Genomic DNA, 16712 nt, shown 5'->3' with positions numbered 1-16712 from the left:
TCTCGCATTCCGACACTGCTGTTTTCAAAAAATTCGTCGTAACAACGAATTGTTGATTACCATAAGCGGGGCCTGCCACGCCCTGTACACTCCTGGAGACGCAAACGTGCTCACGCGCTACCCGCTTGTTATGATCGTTATTGCCCAACTATTCGGCACCTCGCTGTGGTTCAGCGTTAACGGCGTTGGTTTGGCGCTGCAGGAGTCCGTCGGCCTGAGTGAAGGCGATCTCGGACTCCTCACCATTGCCGTACAGGCCGGGTTTATTACCGGCACCCTGGCCATTGCCACCTCGGGGTTGGCCGACCGCGTTCGCGCCAGCCACCTGTTTGCCATCTCGGCGGTTCTCGGGGCACTGGTTAACGCCGCCTTTATCGGCGTGGCAGATAACGTCACACTCGCCGGGTTCGCGCGTTTCGCGACGGGGCTTTGCCTGGCGGGCATCTACCCGCTGGGCATGAAGCTGGTAGTTAGCTGGACGCCCAGTCACGCCGGGGCGGCGCTCGGCTGGCTCGTGGGCATGTTGACCCTGGGCATTGCCTCGCCGCACCTGCTGCGTGGGCTGACCCTGCACCTGCCCTGGCAATGGCCGTTACTGCTGGCGTCGCTGCTGGCCCTGGCCGCCGCACTGCTGATTTATCGACTGGGCGTTGGCCCGCACCTGCCTGCCAAGGCCACCGGCGGGCGCCCTTGGGCGGGGCTGGCCGCGTTTAAGCACAAAGACTTCCGGGCCGCGGCGCTGGGCTACTTCGGCCACTGCTGGGAACTGTATGCACTGTGGGCGCTGGTGCCGTTTTTGGTCACACGCGAGCTGGAACGCCTTAATGCGGCCACCAGCGCCCAGTCCTGGATCAGCTTTTTGATCATTGCCATCGGCCTGCCCGGCTGCGTGCTGGCCGGCCGCTGGAGCCGCCATTACGGTAGCGCTCGAGTCGCGTTTGTGGCACTTGCCACGTCGGGCGCCTTATGCCTGCTCTATCCGCTGATCGGCGGGGCGCCACCGCTTTTGCTGATCGCCCTTTTACTTCTCTGGGGCTTTAGCGTGATCGCCGATTCTGCACAGTTTTCCGCCCTGGCCAGCGCTACCGCGCCACCCGAGCGGCTAGGCGCGGCGCTCGCCATGATGAACGCCATTGGCTTTGGGCTGACAATACCCTCGATTGCGCTGGTCACCGCCCTATGGTCGGACCAAGGCCTTGCAGTGATCTGGTGGCTGCTGCCGGGGCCGGTACTTGGGTTGATCGCCATGCGCGGACTGAATCGTCACTCGGTCAGGGCCTGACGCCCTACCCTTAATCGCGCTATACTTGACGCCATTTTTTCGATCCCATTTATGAATTCCATGCTTCCCGGCGGGGAGCATCGTTGCGGTGAGCCAATCCATGGAAAAGACCTACCAACCTGAACAGATCGAAACTCGCTGGTACGAGCGTTGGGAAGCCGACAACCGTTTCGCGCCGACCGGCCGCGGAACCCCGTTTTCGATCATGATTCCACCGCCCAATGTGACCGGCAGTCTGCACATGGGCCACGCGTTCCAGGACACCATCATGGATACCCTGACGCGCTGGAAGCGGATGCAGGGCAACAACACCCTGTGGCAGGTAGGCACCGACCACGCCGGTATTGCCACGCAAATGCTGGTGGAACGCAAAATTGCCGCCGAAGAAGGAAAAACCCGCCACGACCTGGGCCGCGAGGCGTTTATCGATAAGGTCTGGGAGTGGAAAGAGGAATCCGGCGACCATATTACCCGCCAGCTGCGCCGCATGGGCGCCAGCGTTGACTGGTCCCGCGAGCGCTTCACCATGGATGACGGCTTCTACAAGGCCGTACAGGAAGTCTTCGTGCGCCTGCATGAAGAAGGCCTGGTTTATCGCGGCAAGCGTCTGGTCAACTGGGATCCCACCCTGCACACGGCGATTTCCGACCTTGAAGTGGAAAACAAGGAGCAGCAGGGCAGCTTCTGGCACTTCCGCTACCCGCTGGCCGACGGCGTCAAAACCGCTGACGGAAAGGGCTACCTTGTGGTCGCCACCACCCGCCCGGAGACCCTGCTGGGGGATACCGGCGTGGCGGTGAATCCGGAAGACACGCGCTATGCTTCGCTGGTCGGCAAGTTTATCGAGCTGCCGCTGGTCGGCCGTCGGATTCCCATCGTCGCCGACGAGCATGCCGACATGGAAAAAGGCTCGGGCTGCGTCAAGATCACCCCGGCACACGACTTCAACGACTACGAAGTCGGCAAGCGCCAGGATCACCTGCTGATCAACGTCTTCAGCCAGGATGCCACCATCCTTGAGCGCGCCGAGATCTATGACCTGAAAGGCCAGCCGCAGCCTGACGAAGACGCCAGCCTGCCCGCCAAATACGCCGGGCTGGACCGCTTTGAAGCGCGCAAGCTGATCGTCGCGGACATGGACGCGCTGGGCCTGCTGGAACAGGTGGAAGCCGTCAACAACACCATGCCCTACGGCGACCGCTCGGGTGACGTGATCGAGCCGCTGCTCACCGACCAATGGTTTGTGGCTGTCGAGTCCCTCGCCAAACCCGCCATCGAGGCGGTGGAAAACGGCGATATCCAGTTCGTGCCCAAGAACTACGAAAACATGTACTTTGCCTGGATGCGCGACCTGCAGGATTGGTGTATTTCCCGCCAGTTGTGGTGGGGTCACCGCATTCCGGCCTGGTACGACGAGGAGGGCAATGTCTACGTAGCCCGCACGGAAGCCGAAGTCCGCGAGAAGCACGGCCTGGGCGATGATATTGAGCTCACCCAGGACGAAGACGTCCTCGACACCTGGTTCAGCTCCGGCCTGTGGACCTTCGGCACCCTGGGGTGGCCGGAACAGACACCGGAGCTTGAAACCTTCCACCCGACCAGCGTGCTGGTCACGGGCTTTGACATCATCTTCTTCTGGGTCGCCCGGATGATCATGATGACGCTCAAGTTCACCGGCGAAGTCCCCTTCAAGACAGTCTATGTACACGGCCTGGTGCGCGACGGCCAGGGTCAGAAGATGTCCAAATCCAAGGGCAACGTGCTGGATCCCATCGACCTGATCGACGGGATCAGCCTGGACGCGCTACTCGAAAAACGTACCGGCAACATGATGCAGCCGCAAAAAGCCAAGGCGATTGCCAAGGCGACCCGCGACGAATTCAAGGACGGCATTGAAGCCCACGGTACCGATGCGCTGCGCTTTACGTTCCTCTCCCAGGCCACTACCGGGCGGGATATCAAGTTCGACATGAACCGCCTGGACGGCTACCGCAACTTCTGCAACAAGTTGTGGAACGCCTCGCGCTACGTGCTGATGAACGCCGAAGGCGAAGACTGCGGCACCTCACTGGAAGGAGAAGGCGTCAACGATGTCGAGCTTTCTCTGGCCGACCGCTGGATTATTTCCCAACTGCAGAAAACCGAGGCCCAGGTCACCAGGGCGATGGAGGAATACCGCTTTGACCACGCCTCCCAGGCGTTGTACGAGTTCGTCTGGAACGAATACTGCGACTGGTACCTGGAGCTATCCAAGCCGGTACTGTGGGACGAAAATGCCAGTGCCGAGGCAAAGCGAGGTACACGCCGTACCTTGGTGCGGGTGCTGGAAACCGTTCTGCGCCTCGCCCACCCGATGATGCCCTACATCACCGAAGAGATCTGGCAACGTGTCGCACCGCTGGCAGGCACTTACGTCGGCGACGACGCGTCCTTAATGCTGCAGGCCTGGCCGCAAGCCGACGACAGCAAAATCGACGAGCAGGCGACCCGCGACATCGAATGGCTGAAAGGCGTGATCATCGCCGTGCGTAACATCCGCGCCGAGATGAACATCGCCCCCGGCAAGCCGCTCGACGTACTACTCACCAAGGGCAAGCCGGAAGATGCCGAGCGGCTTGAAGACTACCGCCACTTCCTCGCCAAGCTTGCCAAGCTGGAAAGCGCCACCTGGCTTGAAAATCCCGATGATGCGCCGCTATCGGCCACACAGCTGGTCGGCGACATGGAAGTACTCGTGCCAATGGCGGACTTGATCGACAAAGACGCTGAGCTCAAACGCCTGGCCAAGGAAATTGAAAAACAGGACAAGCTGATCGGCGGCATCGAGAAGAAACTCGACAACGAAGGCTTTATCGCCAAAGCCCCGGAATCAGTGGTGGAAAAAGAACGCGGCAAGCTCGCCGACTTCCAGGCCGCCAAGCAGCTGCTGGAAGAGCAGCGGGCTAAAATCTCAGCGCTGTAAGCCACGCGGCGCCAGTCAGCTCTTACCGCATGGCGCCCGTGCTACCTTGCCCGGCGACCCGATAGCGCCTATAACTGGGAGATGGACTCGCCCAGCAAAGACAGCGTTTCGGCCCGACACCCCCTGGCGGTGTTGCGTTTTCTTGGTCTGGTACTATTGGGCAGTCTCGTCGGGGGCGTGGCGGCGCTGGTCGCCGTCGGTTTCGTCAATGCGGTGTTATGGCTCAACGACCTGTTGTTGATCTCCCCGCGGGGCCAGATGATGGCGGCTAACACCACGCTTGTGATCCTGGCCACCCTGCTGATACCGACCCTGGGCGGGCTGCTCGTTGGTCAACTACATCGCGGTCTTCCCGGGGGCCGTCCCCACACACCTACTGACGCCATCGCTGCTGTCCAGACCCGCCGGGGTCGCCTGCCTGCCAAGGCGGGTGCGCTATCGGGGTTAAGCAGCCTGGTGTCGTTGGGCGCCGGTGCTTCGGTGGGTCAGTACGGGCCGCTGGTCCATCTCGGCGCGACGCTCGGCTCGCTGATCACACGCTTGCTGCACCTGGGGCGCTCAGAAGACAATATCACGATCGCTTGCGGGGTGGCTGCTGCCATTGCGGCCGCCTTCAATGCGCCCCTGGCAGGCATTGTCTTCGCCCACGAAGTCGTACTTCGCCACTATGCCCTGCGCGCCTTCGCTCCCGTGGCCGCCGCCGCCATCGTCGGCTATGTGCTGGCCACCCAGTTGCTGGATCAAGGGGCGCTGTTCCATATCACCGAGCCTGGCGTACCCCAACCCTGGGAATTCGCTCTTTTCCTGGCCCTGGGTGGCCTGGGCGCCCTGGTGGCGGGCGCCTATATGCATGCCATTCTTGCCATGGGGCAGCTAGCTAAGCGGCTACCGTTACCTGCCAGCCTGCATCCCGCACTGGCCGGGGCTTTGCTCGGCTTAACCGCGCTGTGGGTACCCGATATCCTGGGCATGGGCCAGGAATCCCTGCGCTTCGCCACCTTGCCGGGGGCCTACGGCGGCGGCGAGCTGCTGATGGTCCTGCTGCTCAAGCTGGCCGCGACGGCTTTGTGTCTGGGGCTGGGCTTCGCCGGTGGCGTCTTCAGCCCAGCGCTGGTGATCGGTACTCTTTTTGGCGCCCTGGTCGGAACCCTGGTCGCCGAGCTGGGCGGCGGCCAGGAGACGTTCATCTTCTATGCCGTGTGCGGCATGGTCGCGGTCACCGCTCCGGTACTCGGCGCGCCTCTTACCACTCTGCTGATCGTCTTCGAACTTACCGGCAGCTATGCCTTGACCACCGCCGCCCTGGCCAGCGTCACGCTCGCCAATCCACTGGCCGCCCAGTTGTTCGGCCGCTCGCTCTTCGATATTCAACTGGCCCGCCGTGGCCTGGACCTCTCCGCGGGGCGCAGTCGCGCCGTGCTCCAGGAAACCCGATTGACCGAGTTGATCAGCCACGATGCCGTCACCCTGGCCCCTGCGACCCCACTGGACGCGGCTATCTCGTGCCTGAGCACAGCAGGTCATGGCGAAGCCTACCGGGTGGACGACCGTGGTCGCTATCAAGGCTGCGTGACGTTGGCGAGCCTGGAGACCCTCCGCGCAGGCAGCGAGGCGACAACCCTGGCCGACTGTCCCGAGACGCCTCGCCCCGTGCTGGATCCTCACGCATCACTTTGGGACGCAATGCATCAATTGGAGAAGGTCACCGGTGAGGCCATCGCCGTTGTCGATAACGAACGGCGCTTCCTTGGGGTGGCCTATGAGTCGAGTATTGCTCGAGCCTTCTTGCATCACAGCGACGCCCTGCGACGGGAGGAACACGGTGCTGGCTAGACGATGGATCCCAGGACTCCTGACCGGGCTGCTTGCCCTGACATCTCCCATCCGGGCGGACGTGCCTGACGCCGCCAACCCGCTGACCGTTCTGAGCTGGGGCGGTGCCTACGAGCAAGCCCAGCGCCGCGCCCTCTTCACCCCTTTCACGGAGGCTCACGACGTACCGGTGGCCGTGGATAGCTATAACGGCGGCCTGACGAAACTGCGCCAGGCCGTTGCGGACAACGATGTCCCCTGGGACGTCATCGATATGACCCGCAGCGAGGCCATGGCAGCCTGCGAGGAAGGGCTGCTGGAGCCGCTACCCACCGAACTGGCGGCCCCCGCGCCGGACGGTACCCCGGCACCCCAGGATTTCTTCTCTGGTGCCCTGGGGCACTGTTTTATCAGCCATTCAATTTTTGCCACTGTCGTGGCCTATCGCCGTGATGCGTTCCCCGGAGAGCGCCCCACTCGCATCGCCGATCTCTTCGATCAACAGCGCTTCCCTGGCCCTCGGGCCTTGCAACGCACGCCGGCGGCTAATCTGGAGTGGGCGCTGCTCTCCTACCGGGTCCCCCGGGAAGAACTTTACCGCCTGCTCAGTACCCGCCGTGGCCTGGATCTGGCCTTCGCCCGGCTGCAAGGCATCGACAATATCCACTGGTGGGAAGCCGGCGACACCCCGGTGCGCCTGCTCGAAGAGGGCAAGGTGGTCATGGCGTCAGGCTACAATGGCCGCTTCTTCGCGGCCATGGTGGAGCGCGATCTGCCTATCGAGATTCTCTGGGACGGCCAGCTCCAGGAGCACGAGACATGGGTGATCCCCCGCGGCGCCCCGAACCCCGAGACGGCCCGAGCGTTTATCCGTTTCGCCACCACCAGCGAGCGCCAAGTGGCGCTGGCCCGGCATATTCCCTATGGCCCAGCGCGACACTCTGCCGCGATGCAGGTCACTACCCACCGCGACACTGGACTGGACATGCGCCTGCATATTCCCACCCACCCCATCAACGCCCAAAGGGCAGTGACCAAGGACGAGGCTTGGTATGCGCGTACCCAGAAGCGCGTCGAAGCCCTGTTTCATGAGGCCCTGATGACACAGGAATGAAGGTGATATGCGATTGCAAAATGGGTGGTTATAACGCCCGCCCCCTTGGCGGCACCGAAAAGGGAGCGGTTGGGCTTTTCCCTACCGGTAGCACACAGATTGGACCAGGAACAAAACGCAGCATAACCTGACCAATATCATTGGACCGTTTGTTCCTGCCGCTCAGGACCCTGTCACGGACATTCGCTGAGTGAAGAAAATTCACCCATTGAGGTCACGTCATCATGCGAACACCCTCCGACAAGTTCAGCAACACGCCACCGACCATACCACCGCTCGACCCTGACCGTGTCGCGCTGTTTGAAGAAGCCGGCCTGACGGTCAAACAGCTGGAGCCGCTTGGCGTCGAAATTTACGGTGCTGACGTACGTCACCGACTCCCAGCGCCTGTCATCGAGGCGCTGGAAGTGGAAATGGCGAACCGTGGCTTCATCGTGTTTAAGCACCAGGCAGATCTCTCGGCCGATGAGTTGGTCAACGCGAGCAAATGGTGGGGCGCGGGTGAAATCCACTCCACTCATGGCGTCCACCCGGCGACGCCTGGCATGAACCGGGATATCTTCCGCTGCTCCAATGACAACCGCTACGGCATCCTGGGCGTAGGCCCACAGTGGCATAACGATGGTAGTTTCGAAGCCGCGACGTTTTCCCACTCCGCCTACTACATGGCGCGCGCCCCAGAGCAGGGCGGCGGCACGCACTTTGCCCACCAAGGGGCCACCTTTGATGTTCTGCCCGAGGACAAGCAGGCCTTCTGGGAACGGCTGGTGTCTGTCAACTCGGCATCAGGCGTGAGTCACCCCGTCGTCCACAAACATCCTATTTCTGGGCGCAAGAGCGTATGGCTGCATCTGGGAATGACCGGCGCGGTGCTGGAGCGGCTACCGGAAGACGGTGTCGCCATTGATGAGCTGCAGCAGACACCCGCCTCCACCGAGCAACTTCGCTTGCTCAACGAAGACGAGATGAAGCAGCTTTTCAACGACTATAACGATCTGCTGAATGCGTCATTCGAAAAGGGTTACGGCATACGCTACCACTACGACACAGGCGACCTTCTGTATATTGATAACTGGGCGCTGGCCCATCGGGCAGCGCCTGAAGCGCATATGTCGGCAGAAGAGCAGGGGCTGAGAATCATGGACCGCGTGACGATCAAGGCCAGGCAGAATCTGGCGCCGCACTTCGAATTGCCGCAGTACATCAACTTATCCGGCCCGCACCCCTTCAATCGCGACGGCGTATGGAAAGCTGGTGGCGTCGGCTTTCGCTGGAAAGATGATATTCCCATGCAAAACTAGGGCTGCTGATATTCCACCCGGGCGGCATGACCGCGCCTTTCCGCCGTGCCTGCATCATTTTTAACCATAAACCGTGTAAGGTTGGCGTTAGAACAACCACTTAGTGGCAACGATGACTTGCTCAACACGGATGACGCCATGCCGACACCTTTACAGGCGCGCCTGCAGTCCCTGGAAGCAGTGCTGCAAGAGGCCAATATCAGCTATCAATCGCTATCCCCGATGGCGGATACGGGGCTTGCCCATGATCACGTGTGGCTACACCGTGAGGGGGCGGACTGGGTGGCACGGCTTCCCAAGCAAAGCCAGATGAACCTTGGCCCTGCCGACAATCTGGCTTACGAAGCCGCCTGCTACCAGCGAGCCAGCCAGGGTGGCCATGTACCCGGTTTACATGGCCTTCTGGAAGTAAGCGATCGCTTGCCGCGCGGCGGCCTGCTGGTGGATGCTATCGCAGGTCAGCTGGCCCAACTGCCGCAGGATTTACCCCGCATCGCTGAAACCCTTGCCAGCCTGCACAGACTGCCACTGCCGGACCCGCCTGCCCCACTGCTAGCGCCAGCAGACCCGTGGCGAGCCATGCGCGAGGAAGTGGCTCGCCAGTCTGAATGGCTCGAACAGGCCGACTTGAGCGCTGAAGTCATTGCGCGCATTCGAGATGAACTGGCGGCTCTACCGGTGGCGCTTCCCGATGCCGAACGCTGCCTGATCAGCTTTGATACCCATCCGGGCAACTTTCTGATCGATGCTCAGGGGCGCGCGGTACTGGTGGATTTAGAGAAGTGCCGCTATGGTCTGCCGGGCATCGATCTGGCCCATACCAGCCTCTACACCTCCACTACCTGGGACCTGAATAGCCAGGCGGTGCTGTCATTGGATGAGGTCGTCGGGTTTTACCGTCGCTGGCAGACCGCCATGGGCACATCACCCAGCGCCGAAACCTTAGTTGCCTGCCGGCGAGCGACCTGGCTGTGGTCGCTGACCTGGTGCGCCAAGTGGCGTGCCCAGCACCTGCGCGCCAAGGACGCCCAGCAGCGCGGCGAAGACTGGTCGGCGGAGCTTACCGACAGCGCGGTCATTGATCACGTACGCGATCGAGTCGAACACTACCTGTCACCGCCGATCATCGATCACGTTCAGGACGAACTGCAGCGCCTGCGCGCAACACTTTAATTGACAGCGATTGAGTAATGCCCGCTCATTTTGACAGAGGTACCCCATGCTAAAACGCCGATACTCCCTGATCGCCCCCTTGCTGGCGCTGACACTTCCCGCGGTGGCGGCGCCAGCCCCCAGCGACTGGCCAGCCGTGCTGGATGAAGCTGAAGGCCAAACGGTTTACTGGAACGCCTGGGGCGGTGATTCACGCACCAACCGCTATATCGACTGGGTGGCCGAGCAAATGCAGGCGCAGTTCAATGTTGAAGTGGCTCACGTAAAACTGGATGACACCAGCAGTGCGGTGTCGCGGGTGCTGGCTGAAAAGCAGGCGGGCAACGATGACGAGGGCAGCATCGACCTGATCTGGATTAATGGCGAAAACTTTGCCGCAATGCGCGAGAACGATCTGCTGTTCGGTCCCTTTGCCGAGGCACTGCCCAATTTTGCGCTCACCAACGCCAACGACAACCCCGAAGTGGTGACCGATTTCACCCTGCCCACCGAGGGGTATGAGTCGCCCTGGGGCAAGGCGCAGATCACCTTCTATTACGACAGCGCCCTAACCGATACCCCGCCTCAGAACATGTCGGCACTGCTTGAGTGGGCTAAAGCCAACCCTGGCCAGTTCAGCTATCCACGCATCCCTGACTTCACCGGCAGCACCTTTTTGAAACAGGCACTGATCGAGCTCACAGACCAGGATGATGCCCTCTACCAGCCCGTGGAAGACGCCGATTTCGAGCGTGTGACGGCTCCGTTGTGGGCCTACCTGGATGAGCTGCACCCGCACCTGTGGCGCAGCGGACGTACTTTCCCGGACTCTGGCCCCAACCTGCGCACCCTGATGAGCGATGGCGAGTTGAGTCTGGCATTTTCCTTCTACCCCACCGATGCGGCCGTCGCGGTCATGGAGTACGAACTGCCGGAGAGTGTGCGCAGTTACGTGCTGGAAGGCGGCACTCTGGGCAACGTCCACTTTGTTGCCATTCCCTACAACTCGCCGCACAAGGCCGGCGCCATGGTACTCGCCAACTTCCTGCTATCGCCGGAAGCCCAGGCACAGAAGCAGTCGCTTTCGATGTGGGGGGACCGCAGCGTGCTGGATATCGACCGCTTGGAGGCCGATGCCCAGGCGCTGTTTGAACAGGGCGAGCGGCATCCTTCAGAACTGCCGGCCGATGCGCTGTCCAAGACGCTGCCCGAGCCGCACCCAAGCTGGATGACCGCACTGCAGGACGCTTGGCTTGAGCGTTATGGCGTGAACTAGGCGATGCTGCGCCTGGCCCCGACGCTGCTTATTGCCCTACTGGTCCTGCCCGTTGGGGCAGGCCTGTTGATGGTATTGCTGCCCGCCTTTGGCTATCTGCCTGCATTGGGCGGCAACACCGTGAGCATGGCCCCCTGGCAAAGCCTGTTCGCCCAACCCGGGCTTGGTCGTTCGATAGCGGTGAGCTTTGCCAGCGGATTGCTGAGCACCCTCATGGCACTGGTGGTGGTGGTGCTTTTTCTGGCTGCCAGCCGCGGCACCTGGCTTGATCGCGGCATCCGGCGGCTGGTTTCACCCTTGCTGGCGATCCCTCATGCGGCCGTGGCGTTTGGCCTTGCCTTCCTTATCGCGCCCTCCGGGTTATTGGCACGTTTTCTCTCTCCCGGGCTGACGGGCTGGGAGCGGCCTCCCGACTGGCTCATCGTCAACGACGCCATAGGGCTTACATTGATGGCCGGGCTGGTGCTCAAGGAAGTCCCCTTTCTACTGCTGATGTGTCTTGCCGCACTGCCTCAGCTTCAACCCGATCAGCGTGTCATGCTGTCGCGCTCACTGGGTTACGCCCCGAGTATTGCCTGGCTGAAAAGTGTCTTCCCGGCGCTCTACCCGCTGATTCGGTTGCCCGTTTACGCGGTGATTGCCTACGCCACGTCGGTGGTTGATATGGCCATGATTCTTGGCCCGACCTTACCGCCTACACTGAGCGTCTCGATTCTGAGCTGGTTCAATGACCCCGATCTGAACCGTCGTTTCATGGCGTCTGCCGGCGCCGTGCTTCAGCTTGGCGTCACCCTGGCCGCGCTGTTGACCTGGTGGCTCGGCGAGCAGTGTGTCAAGCGGGTTAGTCAAGGCTGGCTGGTCAATGGCGCAAGAAGTACGGGGTCGGTGGCGATCGCCATGGGTGGCCGACTATTGCTGGCGACCACGACACTCTTGGCCATCAGCGCGATCGGGGGGCTGGTGATCTTTTCAGTGGCCGGTTTCTGGCGTTTTCCTGATGCCTTGCCCGGCACCTTTACGCTCGATCATTGGCAACGTCTTCTCCCCAGCCTGGCAACGCCACTGTTGAATACCTTAAGCGTGGGGCTGGCGGCGACGCTGATTGCCGCTGCGCTGGTGGTGGCTGTCCTTGAGAATGAGGTGCGCCAGCGTCTTCCGGCCAGCCGCTCCCAGTGGCTGCTGTATCTACCGCTGATCATTCCCCAGGCCGCCTTTCTGTTTGGCTTGGTGGTCGCGGCGGAAAGCATTAACGTTCGCCCGCAACGAACGCTAGTGGTGGCCGCCCATTTACTTTTTGTAGCGCCTTACCTCTACCTGTCACTCTCGGAAGCCTATCGACGCCTGGACCCTCGCTGGCTGCAGGTTGCCCATTCGCTGGGGGCCTCGCCTTGGCGGGCTTTTTGGCAGGTACGCCTGCCGCTGCTGCTGGCGCCACTGCTCACCGCCTGCGCGGTCAGTTTGGCCGTGAGTATCGGCCAATACCTACCCACACTGCTACTCGGCGGCGGGCGTGTCCCCACCATTACCACCGAAGCGGTGGCCATGGCATCCGGGGGCAACCGACGGCTGATCGCCGTCCTCGCGCTGCTCCAGGCACTACTCCCCTTTATCGGCTTTAGTCTGGCGCTGCTGATACCGCGCCTGGCCTGGGCCAAACGTCGCCAGATGCGAGGAGTTGCATGACACTGAACCCGACGCTGCACATTCAGCAGGTACAGATCACCCTGAATGGCGAAAGGCTGCTGGCCATCGATCGGACCATTGCCCCCGGCGAGGTGCTCACCGTCATGGGCCCCTCCGGCTCGGGTAAATCAACCCTGCTGGCCTACCTGGCAGGATTCATATCGCCTGCCTTCAAAGCCCAGGGGCAAATCTTTCTGGCCGACACAAGGCTGGACACCCTGCCTGCCGAAAAACGCCGACTCGGGCTGTTATTTCAGGATCCACTGCTGTTTCCTCACCTCAGCGTGGGCGGCAATCTGCACTTTGGCATTCCCCAACACACCGCCAACAAACAGCCGAAGGTGGCCCAGGCGCTTCACCAGGTGGGGCTCGCAGGCTATGAGGAGCGCGACCCGGCAACGCTTTCCGGCGGTCAGCAAGCCCGCGTGGCCTTGATGCGCCTGCTGCTCTCACAGCCACACGCGGTGCTGCTCGACGAACCATTTTCCAAGCTGGATATGGCCCTGCGCCAGGAAATGCGCTCGTTGGTATTCCGCCAGTTGCGCGACGCAGGCCTCCCCGCGCTGCTGGTCACCCACGACCACGCCGATGCCGACGCCGCGGGAGGGCCGATCATTGAACTCGGCTGACCCAACCGCTCGCCTCAGCATCGTCATCCCAGTGCTCAACGAGGAAGCCTCTTTGGCGGACCATTTAACGGCACTGTCATCGCTTGGCGACCAAGGTGTTGAAGTCATCGTCGTCGATGGCGGCAGTAGCGACGCAAGCGTTCACATCGCCCGGCCGCTGGCGAATAGAGTGATAGCCAGTCAACCGGGGCGGGCGCGGCAAATGAATCTCGGCGCACAGCATGCCAGCGCCCCGGCGTTACTGTTCCTGCATGCAGATACTCAACTGCCCGGGAACGCCGTTGAGCAGATAACCCAGGCGCTTGGCCGCCATGCCTGGGGACACTTCGCCATCAACCTCTCAGGCCGCAGCCGCTGGCTGCCCGTGGTAAGCACGATGATGAATCTGCGTTCTCGGCTCACTGGCATCGCCACCGGCGACCAAGGCATTTTTGTGCGCGCGAGCACCTTCACGGCAGTCGGCGGTTTTCCCGATCAGCCGCTGATGGAAGACATTGAGCTGTCTAAACGGCTCAAACAGGTGTCGAATCCTGCCTGTCTACGCAGCAAAGTGATAAGCTCAGGCAGGCGCTGGGACCAACACGGTGCCTGGTCGACCATCCGCCTGATGTGGCGGCTGCGCTATCGCTACTGGCGCGGCGTTAGCGCCACCCAACTGGCCAGGGAGTATCGCGATGCCCGGTGAAACGCTCCACCTGCACCTGCTGGCCAAGGCGCCGCTGCCAGGGCGGGCTAAAACACGCCTGGCGCCGTTGCTCGGCCCAGAGGGTGCCGCGGATGCCCATGCGCAACTGGTCCGCCACTGTGTGGCCAATGCCTGCAAAGCACTACCTGCTGACCACATCACGCTGTGGACGGCACTCGACCATACTCACCCACTGTTTGGCGAGCTTTACGAACACTTTGGCGTGACGCTCGCCCCCCAGCCGGAGGGCAATTTAGGGACACGCATCCGTCACGCACTGAACAGCGCGTCAGGCCCCGCCATGGTGATGGGCAGTGACTGCCCGAGCATCACCAGCGATCTGATCACGGCCTGTGCGCAGCAGCTCCACACGCATGACGTGGTCATGCTGCCCGCCGAGGACGGCGGCTATGGGCTGATCGGCACCCACCGCGACTATCCGGGGCTGTTTGAGTTGATTCCCTGGGGCAATGACAGGGTGCTTAGCGCGACCCGGCAACGGATTGAAGCACTCGGCCTTCACGCCAGTTACCCCGCCACCGTATGGGACGTTGACCGACCGGAAGACTGGCAGCGCTGGCAAGCTACCCGCGCGCCATTGTAAGGAAACACGCTGCACGCCCACTGACCTCTACCCTGAAACGCTTTCCTGGAGATGACCGTGACCCGACAACGTATACTGATGGCAGCCTTACTGATCTTGGCCATCGGGGCTTTCTTTCTGACCGGTGCCCACCAGTGGTTCACCCTCGATACCCTCAAAGCCTACCAGAGCGATTTTCAGGCGGCGTTCAGTCAATCCCCCTGGCAGGTAGCGGGCATCTTTTTCGCCGTGTATGTGGTGATGACCGCGCTGTCGCTGCCCGGGGCAACGCTGCTGACACTACTGGGTGGCACGCTGTTCGGGCTCGGCTGGGGGCTATTGATCATCTCCTTTGCCAGCACATTGGGCGCTACGCTGGCGTTTTTGCTGTCGCGCTTTTTATTCCGCCAGGCGATTGAAAAGCGCTTTCCGCGTCAGTTCGAATCGGTGAACCGCGGGGTCGAGCGGGACGGTGCCCTGTACCTTTTCACCCTGCGTCTGGTGCCAGTGTTCCCGTTTTTCATGATCAACCTGGTGATGGGCCTGACGCGCATCAAGACCGTGACGTTTTATTGGGTGAGCCAGGTCGCCATGCTTCCCGGCACTGCCATTTACGTCAATGCCGGCGGCCAGTTGGGGGAGCTTGAGAGCCTCGGCGGCATTATTTCACCAACGCTGCTGGCGTCCTTTGCACTCCTGGCGATTTTTCCCTGGATCGCGCGGCGCATTGTCCTGCTGGTACAGAAACGAAAAGCCTACAAAGAGTTCAATCGGCCAGCGCATTTTGACTACGACATTGTCGTGATTGGCGGCGGCTCGGCCGGTCTGGTGACCAGCTATATCGCCAGCGCCGTCAACGCCAGGGTGGCATTGGTTGAAAAACACAAGATGGGTGGCGACTGCCTGAATACTGGCTGCGTACCGTCCAAGGCACTGATTCGGGCCGCCCGCGCCGCCCACGAGATTCGCACCGCACCACGCTTTGGCGTGACGTCAAGCGAACCGCAGATTGATTTCGCCAAGGTCATGGGGCATGTGCATCAGGCGATTCGCGATATCGAACCCCACGACAGCGTCGAGCGCTACACCGATCTGGGCGTTGAGGTGTATCAGGACCACGCCACTCTGACGTCGCCCTGGGAAGTTCAAATCGGTGCTCAAACCGTTACTGCCCGCCATATCGTGCTGGCCACCGGCGCCCGCCCCAAGGTGCCGCCGCTACCGGGCATTGAGCACGCGCCCGTACTCACCTCTGAAAACCTATGGTCACTGACAGAACTGCCTAAACGCCTGGTGGTACTCGGTGGCGGCGCTATCGGCTGTGAACTTAGCCAGAGCTTCGCCCGCCTGGGCAGCCAGGTCACGCTGGTAGAAGGCATGCACCAGTTGCTGGGTCGGGAGGACCAGGAGGTCGGCGAAGCCGTCGAAAACACCCTGACGGACGAAGGGGTGACGGTGATGACGGACACCAAGGCACTGGAAGTTCTCAACGACACGTCAGGCTACCAGCTTGCCGTGGAGCATCAGGGAGAGCGCTCGATACTGGCCTTTGACTATCTGCTGGTGAGTGTCGGCCGCCAAGCCAACATTGAAGGGCTGGGCCTTGAGGCACTGGGCGTCTCCACAACCCCTACCGGTACACTGGAGCTTAACGAGCGACTGCAAACCCGACTGCCGAATATCTGGGCCTGCGGGGATCTCGCCGGGCCCTACCAGTTGACTCACGCGGCCGCTCACCAGGCCTGGCACGCAGCGGTAAACGCGCTGTTTGGCGAGTTGAAAAGCTTTGCCGTGGATTACCGCTTTATGCCCGCCGTCACCTACGTCCAGCCCGAAGTGGCGCGAGTCGGCCTCAACGAGAAGGAAGCCAGGGAGAAAAATATCGCCTTCGAGGTAACCCGCTACGCCATGGCAGACAGTGACCGGGCGATTGCCGAAGGCGCCACCCAGGGGTTTATCAAGGTGCTCACCGTGCCGGGCAAAGACAGGATTCTTGGCGCGACCATCGTGGCCGAAAATGCCGGCGAATGGCTGGGTGAGTTCACCCTCGCCATGAAACACGGCCTGGGTCTAAACAAGCTGTTGGGCACCATCCACCCTTACCCGACCCTGGGCGAAGCCGCCAAGGCGACGGCGGGCGTGTGGAAGAACGCCCACAAACCCGAACGGGTGCTCAGTTTGTTAAAGCGCTACTTCAACTGGCGACGCGGTGAGTCGTAGCGGAAGATCGCTC

Annotated in this window: 12 protein-coding genes; all 12 read left to right on the top strand. The window is 61.7% G+C overall.

The window, feature by feature from the left end; all coding sequences use genetic code 11:
• The first annotated feature begins 106 nt into the window (after positions 1-106).
• The 12 genes from IT895_RS02725 (at position 107) to IT895_RS02670 (ending at position 16699) form a co-directional block, all read left to right on the top strand.
• Complete coding sequence (locus IT895_RS02725) at positions 107-1282, top strand: MFS transporter (protein WP_233337337.1); 1176 nt, start codon at positions 107-109, stop codon at positions 1280-1282.
• 100 nt (positions 1283-1382) lie between these two features.
• Complete coding sequence (locus IT895_RS02720) at positions 1383-4244, top strand: valine--tRNA ligase (RefSeq protein WP_199284612.1); 2862 nt, start codon at positions 1383-1385, stop codon at positions 4242-4244.
• 81 nt (positions 4245-4325) lie between these two features.
• Positions 4326-6077 (top strand): chloride channel protein, encoded by a 1752-nt coding sequence (locus IT895_RS02715; protein WP_233337336.1) that lies wholly within the window; start codon positions 4326-4328, stop codon positions 6075-6077.
• A complete protein-coding gene (locus IT895_RS02710) occupies positions 6067-7170 on the top strand; it encodes an extracellular solute-binding protein (RefSeq protein ID WP_233337335.1) in 1104 nt (367 codons plus the stop codon). The genes IT895_RS02715 and IT895_RS02710 overlap by 11 nt, the downstream gene beginning before the upstream one ends.
• 224 nt (positions 7171-7394) lie before the next feature.
• A complete protein-coding gene (locus IT895_RS02705) occupies positions 7395-8471 on the top strand; it encodes a TauD/TfdA dioxygenase family protein (protein ID WP_199284611.1) in 1077 nt (358 codons plus the stop codon).
• Between the two features lie 138 nt (positions 8472-8609).
• Entirely contained in the window at positions 8610-9644 is a 1035-nt protein-coding gene (locus tag IT895_RS02700; RefSeq protein WP_199284610.1) for an aminoglycoside phosphotransferase family protein, read from the top strand.
• Positions 9645-9690: 46 nt separating this feature from the next.
• The gene (locus IT895_RS02695) at positions 9691-10899 is read left to right on the top strand and encodes an ABC transporter substrate-binding protein (RefSeq protein WP_199284609.1); all 1209 of its coding nucleotides are present in this window, start codon (positions 9691-9693) and stop codon (positions 10897-10899) included.
• Between the two features lie 3 nt (positions 10900-10902).
• Positions 10903-12582 (top strand): ABC transporter permease, encoded by a 1680-nt coding sequence (locus IT895_RS02690; RefSeq protein ID WP_199284608.1) that lies wholly within the window; start codon positions 10903-10905, stop codon positions 12580-12582.
• Positions 12579-13211: an ATP-binding cassette domain-containing protein gene (locus IT895_RS02685; protein WP_199284607.1), complete on the top strand. Its 633-nt coding sequence runs from the start codon at positions 12579-12581 to the stop codon at positions 13209-13211. Before IT895_RS02690 ends, IT895_RS02685 begins: the two co-directional genes overlap by 4 nt.
• A complete protein-coding gene (locus IT895_RS02680; protein WP_233337334.1) occupies positions 13198-13896 on the top strand; it encodes a TIGR04283 family arsenosugar biosynthesis glycosyltransferase in 699 nt (232 codons plus the stop codon). Before IT895_RS02685 ends, IT895_RS02680 begins: the two co-directional genes overlap by 14 nt.
• Positions 13886-14500, top strand: a complete 615-nt coding sequence (locus IT895_RS02675; protein ID WP_199284605.1) for a TIGR04282 family arsenosugar biosynthesis glycosyltransferase — start codon at positions 13886-13888, stop codon at positions 14498-14500. Before IT895_RS02680 ends, IT895_RS02675 begins: the two co-directional genes overlap by 11 nt.
• A gap of 57 nt (positions 14501-14557) precedes the next feature.
• Positions 14558-16699, top strand: a complete 2142-nt coding sequence (locus IT895_RS02670) for an FAD-dependent oxidoreductase (protein ID WP_199284604.1) — start codon at positions 14558-14560, stop codon at positions 16697-16699.
• Positions 16700-16712: the final 13 nt, after the last annotated feature.

Origin of the sequence: Halomonas sp. A40-4, from assembly GCF_015767635.1 — a bacterium.
Lineage (GTDB): Bacteria > Pseudomonadota > Gammaproteobacteria > Pseudomonadales > Halomonadaceae > Vreelandella > Vreelandella janggokensis.
This window is presented reverse-complemented; position numbering and strand designations above follow the sequence as displayed.